Origin of the sequence: Sphingomonas lenta (assembly GCF_002288825.1) — a bacterium.
Taxonomy (GTDB): domain Bacteria; phylum Pseudomonadota; class Alphaproteobacteria; order Sphingomonadales; family Sphingomonadaceae; genus Sphingomonas; species Sphingomonas lenta.
This window is the reverse complement of sequence record NZ_NSLI01000001.1, coordinates 273,646-290,100: the sequence shown is the minus strand read 5'-3', so window position 1 is coordinate 290,100 and position 16,455 is coordinate 273,646. Positions and strand designations below refer to the sequence as shown.

Here is a 16,455-nt window from a genome sequence, read left to right as displayed (position 1 = left end):
GAACGGGGATGAGGGGAACGGGACCTAAATAGGTGTCGCCACCTCCCGATCAACCAACCTGCCCGAAGCACCAGCGCAGGATCGACTTCTGCGCGTGCAGCCGGTTCTCCGCCTCCGCCCAGATCAGCGACCGCGGCCCGTCGATCACCTCGGCGGCCACCTCCTCGCCGCGGTGCGCGGGGAGGCAGTGGAGGAACACCGCGTCCGGCTTGGCCTCCGCCATCAGCGCGGCCGTCACCTGGTACGGCGTCATCGCGGCGAGCTTCGCGTGGGCGTGCGCCTGGCCCATGGAGATCCAGGTGTCGGTCACGACCACGTCCGCGCCCGCCACCGCCTCGCGCGGGTCCGCGACAATCGCGCCATCGCCTGCCAGCCGATACTTCTCTGGGCAGGCCGCGACGACGTCGAACCCGAGCAGCCGCCCCGCTTCGTAGAAGGACGCGAGCACGTTGTTGCCGTCGCCGAGCCACGCGACTTTCAGCCCCTCTAACGCCCGCCCCGTCTCCAGGATCGTCAGCAGGTCCGCGACGATCTGGCACGGGTGCGACGCGTCGGTCAGGCCGTTGATGACAGGCACCGACGCGTGCGCCGCCAGCTCCTCGAGCTTGGCGTGGTCGTCGGTCCTGAGCATCACCGCGTCGACATACCCCGACAGCACGCGCGCGGTGTCCGCCACCGTCTCGCCGCGTCCGAGCTGCATGCTGCCCGCGTCGCTGACGATCGACGTCCCGCCGAGCTGCCGGATCGCCATGTCGAAGCTCACCCTCGTGCGCGTCGAGTTCTTCTCGAACACCATGGCCAGCACGCGGTCGCGGAGCGGCGCGTCGGCGTCCACCCGCCCCTTGGGCCACCCCGCCCGCGCCCGCTTGCGCTCCAGCGCGTCGGCGAGGATCGCGCGCAAGCCCTTCGAACCAACGTCAGAGAAGTTTAAGAAGTGCCGCTCGTTCATGTTCCTCTCCCGCTTACAGCGGGGGAGGGGGACCAGCCGAAGGCTGGTGGAGGGGGAACAACGGGATGCGGTTTCCCGTCATACCCCCTCCACCACTCGCTACGCGAGCGGTCCCCCTCCCCCGCAACTGCGTTGCGGGGGAGGATTTGAGCGACCTTAATCATCCGCCGCCGGCACATACACCCGCGCCGCCTCGCTCAGCTTCTCCACGCACTCCGCGATGTGGCTCTCGTCGATGACGAGCGGCGGGAGCACGCGCACGACGTTCTCACCCGCCGCGACGAGCAGCAACTGATGATTATCGCGCGCGTGCGCCACGAAAGCGCGGCTGTCGCTCTTGAGTTTGATGCCCAGCATCAGCCCGTGCCCGCGCACATGGTCGAACAGCCCGTCGTGGTTCGGGATCATCTGCTCCAGCGCCCCGCGCAACCGCCGCCCCATCTCCTCGACATGGCTTAGGAAGCCGGGCTCCAGGATCACGTCGAGCACCGCCTCGCCCGCCGCCATCGCCAGCGGGTTGCCGCCATAGGTCGATCCGTGCGTACCCGCGATCATGCCCTTGGCGGCCTCCTCGGTCGCCAGGCACGCGCCGAGCGGGAAGCCGCCGCCGATCCCCTTCGCCACCGCCATGATGTCGGGCATAACGCCGTACAGCTCGTGCGCGAAGAAGCGGCCCGTGCGCCCGTAGCCGCACTGCACCTCGTCGAGCACGAGCAGCAGCCCTTGGCTGTCCGCCGCCTCGCGCAGCCCCTTCAGGAACGCCTCGGACGCGGGCCGGACGCCGCCCTCGCCCTGGATCGGCTCGACCAAGAAGCCCGCCGTATGCTCGTCCACCAGCGCCAGCGCCGCGTCGAGATCGTCGAACGGCGCGTACTTAAACCCCGGCAGCAGCGGCTCGAAGCCGTTCCGGAGCTTATCCTGGTTCGCCGCCGAGATCGTGCCGATCGTGCGTCCGTGGAAAGCGTTGTTGAACGTGATCAGGTCATGCCGCTGCGGGTTGCCGTTCGCGAAATGGTAGCGCCGCGCCGTCTTGATCGCGCACTCTACCGCTTCCGCGCCCGAGTTGGTGAAGAACACCGTGTCGGCGAAGGTCGAGTCCACCAGCCGTTGCGCCAGGTGCTCCCCCTGAGGCGACCCGTACAGGTTCGACACGTGCATCAGCGTCGCGGCTTGGCGCGCGATCGCGTCCACCAGCTTGGGGTGGCCGTGCCCCAGCGCGTTCACCGCGATGCCGCTGGCGAAGTCGAGATACCGCGTCCCGTCCTCGCCATAGAGGTAGCACCCCTCGCCTCGCACCGGCCTGACCCCGCAGCGGGGATAGACGGGCATGAGCGGGGTGATGGCCACGGCGGCGGTCCTCCTGAAACGGGAAAGGCGGCCCGCTCGGGGCACCCAGCAAAGCAGTACTTTGCTGGGATCCCGAGGCCGCCCGACCCGCCTAATACGGACCGCCGCGCCCGAGCGTCAACCGCTGGGCGGCGCGTCCGCCGTCAGGTCGGTGACGATGATGCGCGGCTCGCCGCTGCGCATCCGAATACGCGTGCCCGTCGGGACGAAATAGTCCGACGTGAACGTGACGCGCTCCACTCGGAACAGGCCGGGAGCGTCCGCCCCCGCCGTCCTGAGCGGGGCGTAGCGCCGGCCGCGCACCTGGCGCAGCACGGGCTCGACCCACAGCGGCTGGAGCTCGTCGCTGCCCCGCAGCATCTCCGCGTCCTTGACGGTGCCGTCGGGCGCGATGCGGAAGCCGACGTCGATCCACTGCTTCTCGAAGACGTCGGTGCGGACCGGCCCCGTGCTGCTGCGCACTCCGGTTAGCGGGTCCTGGAGACCATTGACCGTTACCGGCGCCATGCCCGGCGCGAACGGGTCGATCGGCGGCGAGTAGACCAGCAGCGGCCGCTCGCTGGAACGCGCGGCCAAGCGCGCGATCAAGCGATCGATCGCCGCCGGGTCGCCGTTCCTCGCGGCGAGCTTCGCCTCCAACAACCCGGCCGCTTCCCGAAAGGCGGCCACCCCCGGCCCGGTCAGGCGTGACAGCTCGCCGATCGCGCGCCGCGCCTCCTGCTCCGCGGCCGCCGACCGGACCCGCCCCGCCGCCGCGCCCGTCCAGATCGACGCGATCCGGAGCAGCGCGTGACCTTCGAACACGGGGCGGTCCAGCGACCGCGCGCGGCGCGCCACGCCCTCGTAGATCGCCAGTCCCTGGCGGAAACGCCCCATCTGGACGAGATTGTCGCCGAGCTCGATCCGCTGCGCGAAGACGCGCGGATCGTCGTCGGGCAACCCGGCCTTGAGCGCGAGCAACGACTCGCTCGCCGCGATCCTGGACCGGTCGCCTTCGCCCAGGTGCGCGTCGATGCGCGACTTCCCGCGCCAGATGTTGCCGATCTCCACGGGAAACTCCCGCTCGCGCCCGCGGACATGGCCGATCGTGCGCAGCAGCGTGCCGCGCGCCGCCTTGTAGTCGCCCGCGACGAACTGGTTCTCCGCGTGCGCGACGGCGGCCGCGATCTCCTGGTCAGGCGGGCACTTGCGCGCCATGCAGTCGAGCCACGCCCGCTCCGTGTCGGCCAGCGGCCTGGCGGTGACGACGACCTCGCGTCCCTCGGCCTGGGCGGGAGCGGCTTGAAGCAACGCGATCACGGCGAGCAGGGTCATGGGCGGGGACCTCCGGCTAGGAGTCGCGACTTAGCATCGCCTGCAGGCGCATCCAATCACCGCCTCGCGCTTTGTCCGGGACGCACCATCAGAGGAGGCCGCGTTGACGCATCTCGAACTCGTCGCCCACGTCGCCGAACGCGAACAGCTGGACGAGAAGGACGTCCGCCGCGTCCTCGACGCCGCGTTCGAGGCGATCGTCGACCGAGTGGCTGAGGACGACAAGGTCGTGGTCGGCTCGTTCGGCACGTTCAAGCGCGGGCTCAAGCGCCGCGGGCCGAAACAGGCCAAGGACTCGCCCCGCAAGGGCAAGCTGGTGCTGACGCCATCGAGCACGATGGATGGCAAGCTGAACGGGTAAACGCGTAGCGCCGCGGCGAAGCCGCGTCGTCGGTCCTCGCTAGAGCGAGGCCGGCCGGCCTTCGCGGTCTCGCGAACAGCTTTGCTGTCCGCGTGCCGCTCAGGCGTCGATGGCCTCGTCCTCCAGCCGCGCCGCGTTCTCCTGGATGAAGGCGAAGCGGTGGGCGGGGTTGTTGCCCATCAGGCGATCGACCAAGTCCTTCACGCCCGCACGCTCCTCATATTCCTGCGGCAAGGTGATGCGGATCATCGAACGCGTCGCCGGGTCCATCGTCGTCTCGCGCAGCTGGGCGGGGTTCATCTCGCCCAGGCCCTTGAAGCGCGACACCTCGACCTTCTTGCCGCGGAACGCGGTGCGTTCGATCTCGGCGCGGTGCGCGTCGTCGCGGGCATAGAGCGACTTGGCCCCGGCGGTCAGGCGATAGAGCGGCGGCTGCGCGAGGTAGAGATGCCCGCGCCGCACCAGGTCCGGCATCTCCTGAAAGAAGAATGTCATCAGCAGCGTCGCGATATGCGCGCCGTCCACGTCCGCGTCCGTCATGATGACGATGCGGTCGTAGCGGAGCGCGCTCGGGTCGCAGTCCTTGCGCGTCCCGCAGCCCAGCGCCTGGATCAAGTCGGCGATCTCCTGGTTCGCCAGGATCTTGGCGCTCGTCGCCGACGCCACGTTCAGGATCTTGCCGCGGATCGGCAGGATCGCCTGCGTCTTGCGGTCGCGCGCCTGCTTGGCCGAGCCGCCCGCCGAGTCACCCTCTACGATGAACAGCTCGGTCCCCTCCGGCGCGTCCGATGAGCAGTCGGTGAGCTTGCCCGGCAGCCGAAGCTTGCGCCCGGCGGTCGCCGACTTGCGCTTGACCTCGCGCTCCTGCTTGCGCCGCAGCCGCTCGTCGAGCTTGTCGAGAACATAGCCGAGCAGCGCGCGCCCGCGCTCCATGTTGTGGCCGAGCCAATGGTCGAAATGGTCGCGCACCGCGCGCTCGACCAACCCCGCCGCTTCCGGAGAGGTAAGCCGGTCCTTGGTCTGCGACTGGAACTGCGGGTCGCGGATGAAGACGGAGAGCATCAGCTCGGAGCCCACCATGACGTCGTCCGCCGTCAGCTCCTTGGCGCGTTTGTTGCCGACCAGCTCGCCGAACTGGCGAAGGCCGCGGACCAGCGCCTGGCGCAGCCCCTGCTCGTGCGTGCCGCCGTCGGGCGTCGGAATGGTGTTGCAGTACCAGCTATAGCTGCCGTCGCTCCACAACGGCCACGCGACCGCCCACTCGACGCGGCCCTGCTCGTTCGGAAAGTCCTGCGAGCCCGCGAAGAAGTCGGCGGTGGCGCACTCGCGCCCGCCCAGCTGCTCGCGCAGGTGGTCGGCGAGCCCGCCCGGGAACTGAAACACCGCCTCGGCCGGCGTGTCGTCGGTCAGGAGCTCGGGCGCGCACCGCCACCTGATCTCGACGCCCGCGAACAGGTACGCCTTGGACCGCGCCAGCCGGTACAGGCGCGCGGGCTTGAAGTGCAGTTCCGGCCCGAAGATCTCTGGGTCGGGCGTAAACGCGACGGTGGTGCCGCGCCGGTTGGGCGCCGCGCCTACCTCCTCCAGCGGCCCCAAGGTGCGGCCCTGGCTAAAGCGCTGACGGTACAGCTTCCGCTCGCGCGCGACCTCCACGACCGTGTCGACCGATAGCGCGTTGACGACGCTGACGCCCACCCCGTGCAGGCCGCCCGACGTGGCGTACGCCTTGCCCGTGAACTTGCCACCCGAGTGGAGCGTGGAGAGGATCACCTCCAGCGCCGATTTGTCGGGGAATTTGGGATGCGGGTCGACGGGGATGCCGCGGCCGTTGTCGGTGATCGTCAGCCGGTTGCCGGGCTCCAGCACCACCTCGATCCGCGTCGCATGGCCCGCGACAGCCTCGTCCATCGCATTGTCGAGCACCTCGGCCGCGAGGTGGTGCAGCGCACGCTCGTCGGTGCCGCCCACATACATGCCCGGCCGCCGGCGGACGGGCTCCAGCCCTTCAAGCACCTCGATGGCGGAGGCGTCGTAGTTGCTCGCTTGGGGCGTCGCGGTGGAGAAGAGGTCGGAAGGCGATGTGGACATAAGGGGAACTTAGGGCGCAGGGCGCACGTTTGCCAGCAAAAGCTGGCAACGAGACGCCCAAGCCCGGCCGGCCTAGCTTCAGCTAGGACCGACGACGCGGCTTCGCCGCGGCGTCCGCCTGAAGAGCAGCAGGCACCTCGAGCCCGAAGCTGTTCACCACCAGCGCCGCAGCGAAGCCGCGTCGTCGGCCCTCGCTATGGCGAGGCCGGCCGCGCTTGGGACCGCGGCTACGCCGCCCTTAGCGGACGCGCGGACCCCCGAACGGCAGGGGCGGCGGCGGCCTGCGGTCCCGGCGCGGCATCTGCGCCTGGTACGCGTGCCCGCAATGCTCCACGCAATACGGGAACCCGGGATTCACCTTCTCGCCGCAGAAGTGGAAGTCCGGCTCTCCTGGATGCCCGAGCGGCCACTTGCACACGCGGTCGTTCAGGTCGAGCAGCGTCGTCTTGCCCGCGATCTCCGGCGAAGGCTTGGCGGGGACCAGGCGGCGCGGCGGCGCAGGCGCGATCGGGGGCTGCTGCTCGCCCGGCGCTTGACGCACGAAGCCGCCGGGGCCGACGGAGCGCAGCACCGGCTCGGCGTCGCGCTTCGGCTCGGGCGTGGGCGGCACGGCGGCCGGAGCGGGCGGCGCGGCGCGGACCGGCTCGGGTTCCGGATCGGGCTCGGGCTCCTCCCAAGGCGCGACGTCCGGCTCGGGCGCGGCGGCGACGGGCTCGGCCGCGGCCGGCTCCGCCGCGACCTCGTTCGGCTTCACGGGCGAGGGACGCGCCTGGAGGCCCAAGCGGTGGGCCTTGCCGATCACCGCGTTGCGGCTCACCCCGCCCAGCTCGTCGGCGATCTGGCTGGCGGTCTTGCCCGCCTCCCACATCGCCTTCAGCGCCTCGATCCGCTCGTCGGTCCAGCTCATCCGCTCATGTTCCAGTATAAAGAGAAAGGGCGTTGCCGGCCCGGATGACGGGGTCTAGTCCCGCCGCCGATGAGCAGCCACCCCGTCGACAAGTCAATGGTTCGCCACGCCCCCGGCGAGCCCGTCATCCGGAACGTCAACTGGGGCGGCTTGAAGACGCTCTATGTTAAGGAGGTGCGCCGTTTCTTCAAGGTGCAGCTCCAGACGATCTGGGCGCCCGCGATCACGACGTTGCTCTATCTCGTCATCTTCACCGTCGCGCTGGGCGCCCGGCACGAGGTGGTGCTCCAGGGCCGCCCCGTGCCTTTCGCCGACTTCATCGCGCCCGGGCTCATCGTCATGGGCATGCTCACCAACGCCTTCGCCAACTCCAGCTTCTCGCTGCTGGTCGGCAAGATACAGGGCACGATCGTCGACTATCTCCAGCCGCCGCTCTCCACCGGCGAGCTGCTGGCGGGGCTGGTCGGCGGCGCGGTGACGCGCGCGTTCCTGGTCGGCGCGGCGGTGTGGCTCGCGATGGCGCTGTGGCCGGGCGTCGACGTCACGCCGCGGCACTTCTGGGCGGTGCTGTGGTTCGGCCTGCTGGGCTCGACGTTTCTCGCGCTGCTCGGCGTTCTCACCTCGATCTGGGCGGAGAAGTTCGACCACGCCGCCGCGGTGACGAACTTCGTCGTGGCACCCCTGTCGCTGCTGTCGGGCACCTTCTACTCGGTCGACGCGCTCGCGCCCGCCTTCCGCGCGGTCAGCCACGCCAACCCGTTCTTCTACGTGATCAGCGGCTTCCGCTACGGCTTCCTCGGCATCGCCGACTCGCCCGTGGCGCTCGGCAGCTTCGTGATCCTGGCGATCGACGCGGCGCTTGCGGTGCTGTGCTACCAGCTGCTCCGCCGCGGCTGGAAGCTGAAGAGCTAGGGGCTGTCAGGCTCATCCTCGTCCTCGTCGTCCACGACGAGGTAGATGCCGCCCGCGATCACCAGCGCCGACAATATAAGGCCGATCGCCGCGCCGGGCGCGCTGAGCTCGCTATCGCCGCTCGTGGCGCTCGCCGTCCGTATCTGCGAGAGCGACAGGCTCGCCGCCGGGTTCGCGGCCGCCGCGACGGGGGCCGCCGCGAGCGCGAGCGCCGCGACGCTCGACGAGATGAGTTTCAGGGACATGCTCGACTCCTCGGAAGCTTGAGCCGACAACAGGCCGCGTCGCGCTAAGGTTGCCACCGCGCTTTCCACTCGTCGCGCAAGAGCCCCCAGACGACGCTATCCCGCACGCCGATATGCGTCTCCCACTCGGCCCGGAGCAGTCCTTCGCGCCTGAAGCCAAGCGACTCGAGCAGCCGGATCGAGGGTCCGTTCTCCGGATCGGTGTCGGCGAAGACGCGCCGGCGCCCCTCCTCCAGGAACAGCAGGTCGAGCAGCCGCGCCACCGCTTCGCGCGCATAGCCGCGTCCCCAGTGCCGCCGCACGAGCAGGTAACCGATCTCGGACACGCCCGACCGCCGCTCGCTGGTGAACAGCGTGCCGGTCACCTCGCCCGTCTCCTTCGCGACGATCGACCAGCCCCGCCCCTCGCCGCTCGGCGTCAGGTATGCGACCGTGTCGTCCAGCGTCCGATGCGGCGCGCTGGACCAGTAGCGCATGAGCGCCTCGTCCCGATACGCCTCGTGCAGCGCCTCCGCGTCCTCGATCCGTTGCGGCCTGAACCGCAGCCGCTCGCTCTCGAACTCGGCGCTCACCCCGCCAGCGCGTCGACCAGCGCGCGCACCTTCTTCTGCCGCCATTGCGGCACGGGCGCGACGAGCCAATAGCCGAGCCGCGACGGCCGCGCCTCGCCCAACACTTCCACGCGGCCGCCCGCGATGTCGGCGCGCGCCAGCAGCTCCGGCACCGTCGCCCGCCCCAGCCCCGCCGCCGCGGCGTCGATCGCCAGCCCCGCGTCGCCCAGACGCACCGGCGCGGTCGCGTCCTCGTCCGGCGAGCCCGGCCAGCCGATCGCGAGGTCCGCCCCGCCGCCCGGCCGCGCCACCGTCACGAACCCGTCCGACTCGAGCGCCTCGCCCTCCAGCCCGCCCGGCCCCTCGCCCCAGCGTATCGCCAGGTCGAGGTTCGCCTCCGTGAAGTCCACGCCCTCATCGGCCATGACGGCGAAGCGCATGTCGCCGTCCGCCGCCGCGATCGCCGCCAGCTTCGGCAGCAGCCACTTGCCCGTCAGGTCGCGCGGGGCGGCGATCGTCAGCGCCTTGGAGGATTGGCCGGCCTGCATCGCCGCCACCGCCTCCTCGAAGCGCATGAACCCGCCGCGCAACGCCTGCAGCCCCGCGTCCGCCTCCGGCGTCAGCTCCAGCCCGCGCGCGGTTCGGCGGAACAGCACCACGCCCAGCGTGTCCTCCAGCGCGCGGATCTGCTGCCCCACCGCCGCCGGCGTAACCGCCAGCTCGTCCGCCGCGCGCGTGAAGCTCAGGTGCCGCGCCGCCGCGTCGAGCACGCGCAGGCCGTTGAGCGGCAGGTGCGTCCGCTTCAACCCGCCCTCACTCGGCCACGGCCGGCGCGACCAGCGCGAATTTCGGGATCGCCACGTCGAAGCTCGCCCCGTCGGCGGCGACCATGTGGTAGCTGCCCTGCATCGCCCCCGTCGGCGTCGCGAGCGGACAACCGGAGACGTAATCGTAGCTCGCGCCCGGCTCGATCATCGGCTGCTCGCCGACCACGCCTTCGCCCTCAACCGTGTGCCGCGCCCCGCGCCCGTCGGTGATGATCCAGTGCCGCGTCAGCAGCTGCACGGGCTGGTCGCCCTCATTCTCGATGCGGATGTGGTACGCCCAGAACCAGCGCCCGCGCCGCGGCTCCGACTGCTCGGGAAGGTAGCTCACCGACACGCGCACGGTGATTCCGCGCGTCGTCGCCGCCTGCGGGAAGAAGGCCTTCATCACAGGCCCGCCCTCCCCAACGCCTGGTCGAGGTCGTCGAGGAGGTCGGCCGCGTCCTCCAGCCCCACGTTGAGCCGGAGCAGCCCCTCGGTGACGCCCATCTCCTCGCGCTTGTCGGGCGCGACGCTGGCGTGCGTGGTCGAGGCCGGGTGCGTCATCAGCGACCGCGCGTCGCCGATGTTGTTCGAGATGTCGATCAGCTCCAGCGCGTCGAGCAGCGCGTGCGCCTGTTCGCGCCCCTCCACCTCGAACGCGAAGATCGGCCCGCACGCGTCCATCTGCTTGCATGCCAGATTATGCTGCGGATGGCTCGGCAGACCGGGGTGCAGGATGCGCGGCACCCGGCCCTCCAGAAAGCGCCCTACCTCCAGCGCGTTGTCCGACTGTCGCCGGATGCGCAGGTCCAGCGTCTCCAGCCCCTTCAGCACCACCCAGGCGTTGAACGGCGACAGCGTCGGTCCCGTGTTGCGCGTGAAGGGCAGCAGCACGTCGTCGATAAAGGCGCGCGTCCCGCACACCGCGCCCGCGAGCACGCGCCCCTGCCCGTCCATCATCTTGGTCGCCGAATAAGCGGTCACGTCCGCGCCCCACTCCATCGGCCGCTGCAGCGCGGGCGTGGCGAACGCGTTGTCGACGACGGTGGTGATCCCGTGCCGCCTGGCGAGGTCGCAAACCGCCCTGAGATCAACCACATCCATGGTGGGGTTAGCAGGCGTCTCGAAGAAGAAGACCTTGGTGTTGGGCCTGATCGCGTCCGCGAATTGCTGCGGGTCGCGCGCGTCCACCACCGTCGTCTCGATCCCGAACCGCGGCAGCAGCGTGTCGGTCAGCCAGCGGCACGACCCGAACGCCGCGCGCCCGCCGACCATGTGGTCGCCCGCCGACAGCTGGCAGAGCAGCGCCGCCGTCATCGCCGCCATGCCCGTCGCGGTCGTCCGGCACGCCTCCGCGCCCTCCATCAGCGCGATGCGGTGCTCCAGCATCTCGACCGTCGGGTTCTGCAGCCGCGAATAGGTCATGCCGACCTGCTCGCCCGCGAACCGCGCCGCCGCGTCGCCCGCGCGCTCGTATGTGTAGCCCGACGTCAGGAACAACGCCTCCGACGTCTCCCCATGCTCCGTCCGCGCCGTCCCCCCGCGCACCGCACGCGTCGCGGGCCGCCACTTGGCGGTGAGCTCACGGTCCTGTCCGGAAAGACGCTTCATGCCCCAGCCTTTGCCGGGGCAGGATCGTACGGGCAAGCCCGCAGTGGGGGTGCACCTCTCGTCAGGCCCCACAACGGTCACCCCGGACTTGTTCCGGGGTCCATCGTCGTACGCGCACACCGATCGGATCATGCGCACTACGATGGACTCCGGAACAAGTCCGGGGTGACGGGGAGGAACTTGCGCGGGCCCGCCCACCCAAGGCAGGACACCCCCCGTGCCCGCCTTCCTATCCCGCCCCCTCCCCGTCGCCATCCTCCTCGCCTTCGCCGCCCAGGCGCTCTTCTCCTACGGCCTCGGCACCCCCGCCATCCTCGTCTTCGACGAGATCCACTACGTCCCCGCCGCCCGCGCCATCCTGGCGCTCTCGCACCCCGTCAACACAGAGCACCCGCTGCTCGGAAAGACGCTCATCGCCGCCGGCATGGCGTTGTTCGGCGACAACCCCGTGGGCTGGCGCGCGCTCTCGACAGTGGCCGGCACCGCCACCGTGCTCGGCGTGTACGCCATCCTGCTCCGCCTGTTCGCCAGCGTCCGCACCGCCGCGTTCGGGGCATTGTTCGCGCTCTTCAACTTCACGATCTTCGTCCACGCGCGCATCGCAATGCTCGACGGTTTCATGGCGGCGTTCGTCGTGCTCGCGGTCGCGGCGATGCTCCAGGCGACGCGCAGCCGCCCGCGCCTGTGGTGGACAGTCAGCAGCACGTTGCTCGGCCTGGCCGTCGGCGTGAAATGGGCGGCCGCGCCCTATGTCGCCTATGCGGGTGCGGCGTTCCTGCTGCTCAAATGGCGACGCCCCGATCTCTGGCCGGGCCTGAGCATCGTCGGCGGGCTCGCGATCCTCGGCGTCGTCAGCATCGCCACCTACTTCCTGACCTTCGCCCCCGCCTTCTTCTACGCCGCCCGCCCGCTCACGCTCGCGACGCTGATCCCGTTCCAGCTCGAAATGTACCAGCTCCAGACGCAGGTCTTGAGCCCCCACACCTACCAGTCGCAATGGTGGAGCTGGCCGCTCCTCCTCCGCCCCATCTGGTATCTTTACGAGCCCGTCGACGGCGCACAACGCGGCATCCTGCTCGTCGGCAATCCAGCGGTCATGTGGGGCGGCCTGATCGCCGTCGCCGCCTGCGCGTGGGCCTTCCTGCGTGACCGCGACTGGAAACTCGGCGGCGCCGCGGCGCTCTGGATCGGCTCATACGGCGTATGGGCGATTATCCCCAAGTCGCTGGGTTTCTTCTATTATTACTACCTCCCCAGCATCTTCCTCTCTATCGCCCTCGCCGCCGCCGCGCACCGCTACATGCGCGGCAAGCTCGAGAGCTGGGACGAGTCATTCCTGGCGCTGGCGGCCGGTCTCTTCCTCTACTTCTACCCCATCCTCTCGGCCGACGCTCTCCCCAACCCCGGCGCGTTCCGCCGCTGGACCTGGTTCGAGACCTGGGTGTGAGCCGCTATTCCTACCCTCTTCCTCGTCATGCCGGACTTGATCCGGCATCCATGCGCGTCCGCTTGCTTGGAAGCGCCTTCGCAAACTGAAGTGCCGCGCATGGACCCCGGCTCAAGGCCGGGGCGACGGGTGGGCGGCTCTCCCTAGTACCGCCCCCAGACGAACCGAGACGACAGCGCGTAATTCCACACCGCGCTTACCGCGATCCCCGCCAGCGCCGGTACGACCCACGCCCCCGCACGCACCCCGTGCAGGAAGTCCGCCACGCCCACATTCGCCACCGCCCCCACCGAACAGGCCAGGCAGAACGACACCCATCCCCCGAACAGCGCCCGCGCGCCCTTCAACCGCGCATCGCGATAGGTCAGCGCGTTGTTGAGGAAGAAGTTGGCCGTCATCGCCACCCCCGTCGCCGCGATCTGCGCCGTCCGGAAGCCCACGCCCAGCCCGGCGTGCATCAGCGCCAGCACGGCCATATGCGGCACGACGCCGATCAGCCCGATCAGGCAAAACAGCGCGAACCGCGCCGGCACGATCCGCCCCACCATGCGGTCCCACAACGCGATGAGGTACTCCATCGCGACCACGTGATCGAGCTTGCTCTCGCCGACCGCCCGCGTTCGGAACGTGTACGGCAGCTCGACGAAGCGCAGCGGCCTGCGTGACGCCGTCATCAGGTCGAGCAGGATCTTGAAGCCGATCCCCGACAGCTCGGGCGCCAGCCGCCGCACGATCTCCGTCCGGATCGCGAAGAAACCGCTCATCGGGTCCTTCAGATCGGCTCTCAATACCCGCCGCGAAAGCCTGGTCGCGAAAGCGGACTTCGCCACACGATCCCGATCCCACTCGCCCGTACCGCCGCCCGCGACGAAGCGCGACCCCACGACCACGTCCAGCGCCGCATCCTCTTGCAACGCGCGCAGCATCCGCGGCAGCAGTGCCTCGTCGTGCTGGAGGTCGCCGTCGATCACCGCCACGACCGGCGCGGCGGTCGCGCACATCCCTTCGATGCACGCGGTGGACAGTCCGCGCCGCCCGATCCGCTGGATCACCCGCACGCGCGGATCGCGCCGCGCCAGCTCGCGCGCGGCCTCCGCGGTGCCGTCGGGGCTGTCGTCGTCGACGAACACCACCTCCCACGCGACGCCCTGCAGCGCCGCCTCCAACTGCTCGACGAGCAGCGGCACGTTGCCGCGCTCGTTGAACGTCGGCACGACGACGGCGAGCTCCAGCGCCCGGACGCCGGTCAGACCTGCGGTAATGTGGTTCACGGCGCGCCCGACATGCCGGGCTACGTCACGTCAGGCAACCGCGCGCCGCAACCGATCGACGAGCCGCGTCCGCGCTGCCAGCGTATCCGTCGCCCGCTCGACCAGCACGTCGCGCGACAGGAAGTGCTCGGACAGCTTCAGCGCCGCGAAGATGTCCGCCCACTCCGCCGTCCCGCCCTCGCGCAGGAACGGCGGCAGCGCGAGCAGCTTGGCCTCATAGCCGCACGCGGCGCCCCGCGACACCGCGCCGCCGCTCCGCGGGCTAACGAACGCCAGCTCGTCCTCCTCGCCCGTGACGACGCACCGCTCCAGGTCGAGCCCGAACCCCAGTTCCGCGAGCACCACCAGTTCGTACCGCGCCAGCGCCGCCGCCCAGCCGCGCGCCGACGGCGCCGCCTCGATCGCGTCCAGCGTCGCCGACAGCGCATCGAAGATGTGCGGATAGGGCTGCGCCTCCGGCAGCGCTGCCGCGGCGAGCGCCGTCGCCCATTGCAGCGCCGCCGCGGGCAACGGCTCCTCGAATAGCGCCGCGCGGCTATGGACCAGCTCGACCGTCAGCCCCGCCAGCTGCTCGCCCGTCCGCGCCCGCCACTCGCCCAGCACCAGGTTCGCGGGCTGCAGCACGGGCCTGATCCGCCGCGACCGCCCGCCGCGCACATAGCCGGGCTGCACGCCGTGCTCGCGCGTCAAGGCGCGCGCGACCGCGCCGTGCTCGCCGTGATTGCGGGTGGAGAGGACGATCGCCTCGGCACGGATGTGCATGGCCCTTAGGTGGCGATTGCGAGCCGTTTCGGCAACGTTTCAGGCCCGTCGCCCCCGCCTCGCCAGCGTCGCGAATGCGGGCCGCTCGGCCAGCCGCTTGGCGACGTCCACCGCCCGGTCGAACGCCTCGACCGCGCCCACCGCCGCCCGGTTCGCGACCGTGTCGCGGAGCAGCAACAGGTCCACGCACGCCACCCCGTCCGTCGCGAACTGGCGCTTGTGCTGCCCTTCGCCTTCCGTGAAGTCGAACCGCTTGAACCGCTGTTCGGCGAACAGCTCCTCGAACGCCGCCGCGTGCAGCACCGTCCCCGGCGACAGCTCCGAGTACGCGGGATCATGCCCGACATAGTCGTAGCGCAATGCGTAGCCCTCCGCCGAGCACCACAGGTAAGCGATCGCCCGCCCGCCTAGCGTCATCAGCCAAGCGCGCGCCCGATCCTCCGCCGCCAGCGCGCGCATCTCGGCCACGAACTCAGGGCCGTTCGGCAGACCCATGCCCATCAGCCGCTCCTGATACGTCACGATCGCCACCGGCCGCGCAAGCGCATGGAACTCCGCCATCTCGTCCGGCAAGCGGAACGACCTGATCATCATCCCGTCAGCATGTTGCGCAAGCTTCTTCTGCTTGCGTCTCAACCCCGACCGCGCGTTCCCGCTCAATCCCGCCAGCCACTGATCATACCGAAGATCCTCGAAGGTGGCGTAATACCGGGTGTAGCGCTGTCGCACAGCGTAGAAGAAACCTCTCCCAACTACCTCACCGACAAGCATTTCCGGCAGCGACGTAATCAGAAATCCGTCCTGCGACCCCGCTAGGCGCGGCACCTTCGGCACCTTCCCCGCCACTGCTTCGTCCAGCGACACCGCCACCCGCTCCAGCCGCCGCGGGATCGAGAACAGGGTCCGCGCCCCAATCTGGAAGCGCAGCGACACTAGGCGCGCTCCTCCACCAGGTTCGACCAAAGCTGCTCCGCCTGCCGCCACCGCCGCCTCAGCGCGCTCGGCCCGAGCGGCTTGTCGTCCCGGTCCAGCGGCAACGCCGGCCGGTCCCGGAAGTGCGCCGTCGGCAGCACGTCCCGCCGCTCCGCCAACATCGCGCACAGCGCGTCGAACCGCCGCACATGCACCCTGTTCGCCTTGAGCCCGCCCCGTGCCGCCAGCTCGAAGCTATGGCTGACGATCGTCACCGCCGCATGTTCCTCCGCGACCGCATGCTCCAGCATGGCCCGCATCTCGCCCGTCGACAGCGCGCAGATCTGCGCCGTGCGCAGGCTCCCCGACGCATCCTCGATGACGGTCACCGGCACCTCGACCACGCCCTGCTCCACCGGCGCGATCCGCCGTCGGTCGAAGCTCGTTTTGCACGGCCAAGGATGGAACGCACCGTTATGGCTGCTGTCATACGCGAAGCCGAGCGCCGCCAGCGCCGCCAACGTCCGATCGTCCGCCGCGTAGCTCCCGGCCCGAAACGCGACCGGCTCCGGCGCGCCCGCCGCGACCAACAGCTCCGTCGCTCGCGCAATCAACGCCCGCTGCTCCGCTTCGAGATAGTCGCACAGCTCGAACCGCACCTCGACCTCGCCCCGGTCGCCCGGCCGCGCCGCCGCCCAGTTCGGATGCAGGTGCAGCTGCACCTCCTGCCCCGCCTCCAAGATCGGCGCGACGAACCGCCGCACCGCGTCCACGCCGTACGTCACCGCCGGCATAGGATCGACGAAGAAGCAGCCCTTCAGCCTATGCTCCGCCATTCGCGCGAGCTGGTATGCGACGCCCACGTCCGCCGGCTCGATCGAGCGGCGATGGATCTCCGGCACGGGCAGCCCATCGACGTGATGACGCCAGGCGAACTCGGTATCGACGGTCAGGAAGACGGTAGTCACCCGC

At 70.2% G+C, this 16,455-nt stretch carries 17 protein-coding genes; 3 read left to right on the top strand and 14 right to left on the bottom strand.

From position 1 onward, the window contains the following. Positions 1-49: 49 nt before the first annotated feature. From argF to CKY28_RS01340, 3 genes are all read right to left on the bottom strand, one after another. Positions 50-949, bottom strand: a complete 900-nt coding sequence (gene argF / locus CKY28_RS01350) for an ornithine carbamoyltransferase (RefSeq protein WP_095996536.1) — start codon at positions 947-949, stop codon at positions 50-52. 156 nt (positions 950-1,105) lie between these two features. Continuing rightward, on the bottom strand, positions 1,106-2,296 hold the full coding sequence (locus CKY28_RS01345; RefSeq protein ID WP_095996535.1) for an aspartate aminotransferase family protein: 1,191 nt from the start codon (positions 2,294-2,296) through the stop codon (positions 1,106-1,108). A gap of 117 nt (positions 2,297-2,413) precedes the next feature. After that, positions 2,414-3,610 (bottom strand): hypothetical protein, encoded by a 1,197-nt coding sequence (locus tag CKY28_RS01340; protein ID WP_095996534.1) that lies wholly within the window; start codon positions 3,608-3,610, stop codon positions 2,414-2,416. Between the two features lie 103 nt (positions 3,611-3,713). Between CKY28_RS01340 and CKY28_RS01335 the strand changes: the two genes are divergently transcribed. Continuing rightward, entirely contained in the window at positions 3,714-3,971 is a 258-nt protein-coding gene (locus CKY28_RS01335) for an HU family DNA-binding protein (RefSeq protein WP_176472910.1), read from the top strand. Positions 3,972-4,070: 99 nt separating this feature from the next. On the opposite strand, the gene parE is transcribed toward CKY28_RS01335, so the two are convergent. Together parE and CKY28_RS01325 are read right to left on the bottom strand one after the other, a co-directional pair. After that, positions 4,071-6,059, bottom strand: a complete 1,989-nt coding sequence (gene parE / locus CKY28_RS01330; protein ID WP_095996532.1) for a DNA topoisomerase IV subunit B — start codon at positions 6,057-6,059, stop codon at positions 4,071-4,073. 238 nt (positions 6,060-6,297) lie between these two features. Then, positions 6,298-6,966, bottom strand: coding sequence for a GcrA family cell cycle regulator (locus CKY28_RS01325; RefSeq protein WP_095996531.1), 669 nt, complete (start codon positions 6,964-6,966; stop codon positions 6,298-6,300). Between the two features lie 69 nt (positions 6,967-7,035). Here CKY28_RS01325 and CKY28_RS01320 point away from each other — a divergent pair, with 69 nt between their 5' ends. Further along, the gene (locus tag CKY28_RS01320; protein WP_095996530.1) at positions 7,036-7,878 is read left to right on the top strand and encodes an ABC transporter permease; all 843 of its coding nucleotides are present in this window, start codon (positions 7,036-7,038) and stop codon (positions 7,876-7,878) included. On the opposite strand, the gene CKY28_RS01315 is transcribed toward CKY28_RS01320, so the two are convergent. From CKY28_RS01315 to CKY28_RS01295, 5 genes are read right to left on the bottom strand one after another with little or no spacing between them, the layout of a single operon-like run. Further along, the gene (locus CKY28_RS01315; protein WP_095996529.1) at positions 7,875-8,123 is read right to left on the bottom strand and encodes a hypothetical protein; all 249 of its coding nucleotides are present in this window, start codon (positions 8,121-8,123) and stop codon (positions 7,875-7,877) included. The genes CKY28_RS01320 and CKY28_RS01315 overlap by 4 nt on opposite strands. 44 nt (positions 8,124-8,167) lie before the next feature. Continuing rightward, positions 8,168-8,695: a GNAT family N-acetyltransferase gene (locus tag CKY28_RS01310; RefSeq protein ID WP_245841485.1), complete on the bottom strand. Its 528-nt coding sequence runs from the start codon at positions 8,693-8,695 to the stop codon at positions 8,168-8,170. Continuing rightward, positions 8,692-9,480 carry a LysR family transcriptional regulator gene (locus CKY28_RS01305; RefSeq protein ID WP_095996527.1) on the bottom strand — a complete coding sequence of 263 codons (789 nt, stop codon included), beginning with the start codon at positions 9,478-9,480 and terminating at the stop codon, positions 8,692-8,694. Before CKY28_RS01305 ends, CKY28_RS01310 begins: the two co-directional genes overlap by 4 nt. Positions 9,481-9,487: 7 nt before the next feature. Next, positions 9,488-9,886 carry a Co2+/Mg2+ efflux protein ApaG gene (gene apaG, locus CKY28_RS01300; RefSeq protein WP_095996526.1) on the bottom strand — a complete coding sequence of 133 codons (399 nt, stop codon included), beginning with the start codon at positions 9,884-9,886 and terminating at the stop codon, positions 9,488-9,490. After that, positions 9,886-11,091, bottom strand: coding sequence for a trans-sulfuration enzyme family protein (locus CKY28_RS01295; RefSeq protein ID WP_095996525.1), 1,206 nt, complete (start codon positions 11,089-11,091; stop codon positions 9,886-9,888). Before CKY28_RS01295 ends, apaG begins: the two co-directional genes overlap by 1 nt. 217 nt (positions 11,092-11,308) lie before the next feature. On the opposite strand from CKY28_RS01295, the gene CKY28_RS01290 reads away from it, so the two are divergent. Continuing rightward, positions 11,309-12,538, top strand: coding sequence for a glycosyltransferase family 39 protein (locus tag CKY28_RS01290; RefSeq protein WP_095996524.1), 1,230 nt, complete (start codon positions 11,309-11,311; stop codon positions 12,536-12,538). A 143-nt stretch (positions 12,539-12,681) separates the two neighbouring features. On the opposite strand, the gene CKY28_RS01285 is transcribed toward CKY28_RS01290, so the two are convergent. Genes CKY28_RS01285 through CKY28_RS01270 form a run of 4 tightly spaced genes read right to left on the bottom strand, consistent with a single transcriptional unit; the run spans position 12,682 to position 16,451 of the window. Beyond that, entirely contained in the window at positions 12,682-13,809 is a 1,128-nt protein-coding gene (locus CKY28_RS01285; protein WP_245841483.1) for a glycosyltransferase, read from the bottom strand. A 30-nt stretch (positions 13,810-13,839) separates the two neighbouring features. Then, the gene (gene recO / locus CKY28_RS01280) at positions 13,840-14,571 is read right to left on the bottom strand and encodes a DNA repair protein RecO (protein WP_095996523.1); all 732 of its coding nucleotides are present in this window, start codon (positions 14,569-14,571) and stop codon (positions 13,840-13,842) included. Between the two features lie 39 nt (positions 14,572-14,610). Beyond that, entirely contained in the window at positions 14,611-15,504 is an 894-nt protein-coding gene (locus CKY28_RS01275; protein ID WP_245841481.1) for a GNAT family N-acetyltransferase, read from the bottom strand. Further along, positions 15,504-16,451, bottom strand: coding sequence for a polysaccharide deacetylase family protein (locus tag CKY28_RS01270; protein WP_095996521.1), 948 nt, complete (start codon positions 16,449-16,451; stop codon positions 15,504-15,506). The genes CKY28_RS01275 and CKY28_RS01270 overlap by 1 nt, the downstream gene beginning before the upstream one ends. Positions 16,452-16,455: the final 4 nt, after the last annotated feature.

Excerpts from the sequence above, each read along its gene's own strand:
- recO (WP_095996523.1), bottom strand. The coding sequence starts at position 14,571 with ATGCACATCCGTGCCGAGGCGATCGTCCTCTCCACCCGCAATCACGGC.
- parE (WP_095996532.1), bottom strand. The coding sequence starts at position 6,059 with ATGTCCACATCGCCTTCCGACCTCTTCTCCACCGCGACGCCCCAAGCG.
- CKY28_RS01295 (WP_095996525.1), bottom strand. The coding sequence starts at position 11,091 with ATGAAGCGTCTTTCCGGACAGGACCGTGAGCTCACCGCCAAGTGGCGG.
- CKY28_RS01325 (WP_095996531.1), bottom strand. The coding sequence starts at position 6,966 with ATGAGCTGGACCGACGAGCGGATCGAGGCGCTGAAGGCGATGTGGGAG.
- argF (WP_095996536.1), bottom strand. The coding sequence starts at position 949 with ATGAACGAGCGGCACTTCTTAAACTTCTCTGACGTTGGTTCGAAGGGC.
- CKY28_RS01320 (WP_095996530.1), top strand. The coding sequence starts at position 7,036 with ATGAGCAGCCACCCCGTCGACAAGTCAATGGTTCGCCACGCCCCCGGC.
- apaG (WP_095996526.1), bottom strand. The coding sequence starts at position 9,886 with ATGAAGGCCTTCTTCCCGCAGGCGGCGACGACGCGCGGAATCACCGTG.
- CKY28_RS01340 (WP_095996534.1), bottom strand. The coding sequence starts at position 3,610 with ATGACCCTGCTCGCCGTGATCGCGTTGCTTCAAGCCGCTCCCGCCCAG.
- CKY28_RS01315 (WP_095996529.1), bottom strand. The coding sequence starts at position 8,123 with ATGTCCCTGAAACTCATCTCGTCGAGCGTCGCGGCGCTCGCGCTCGCG.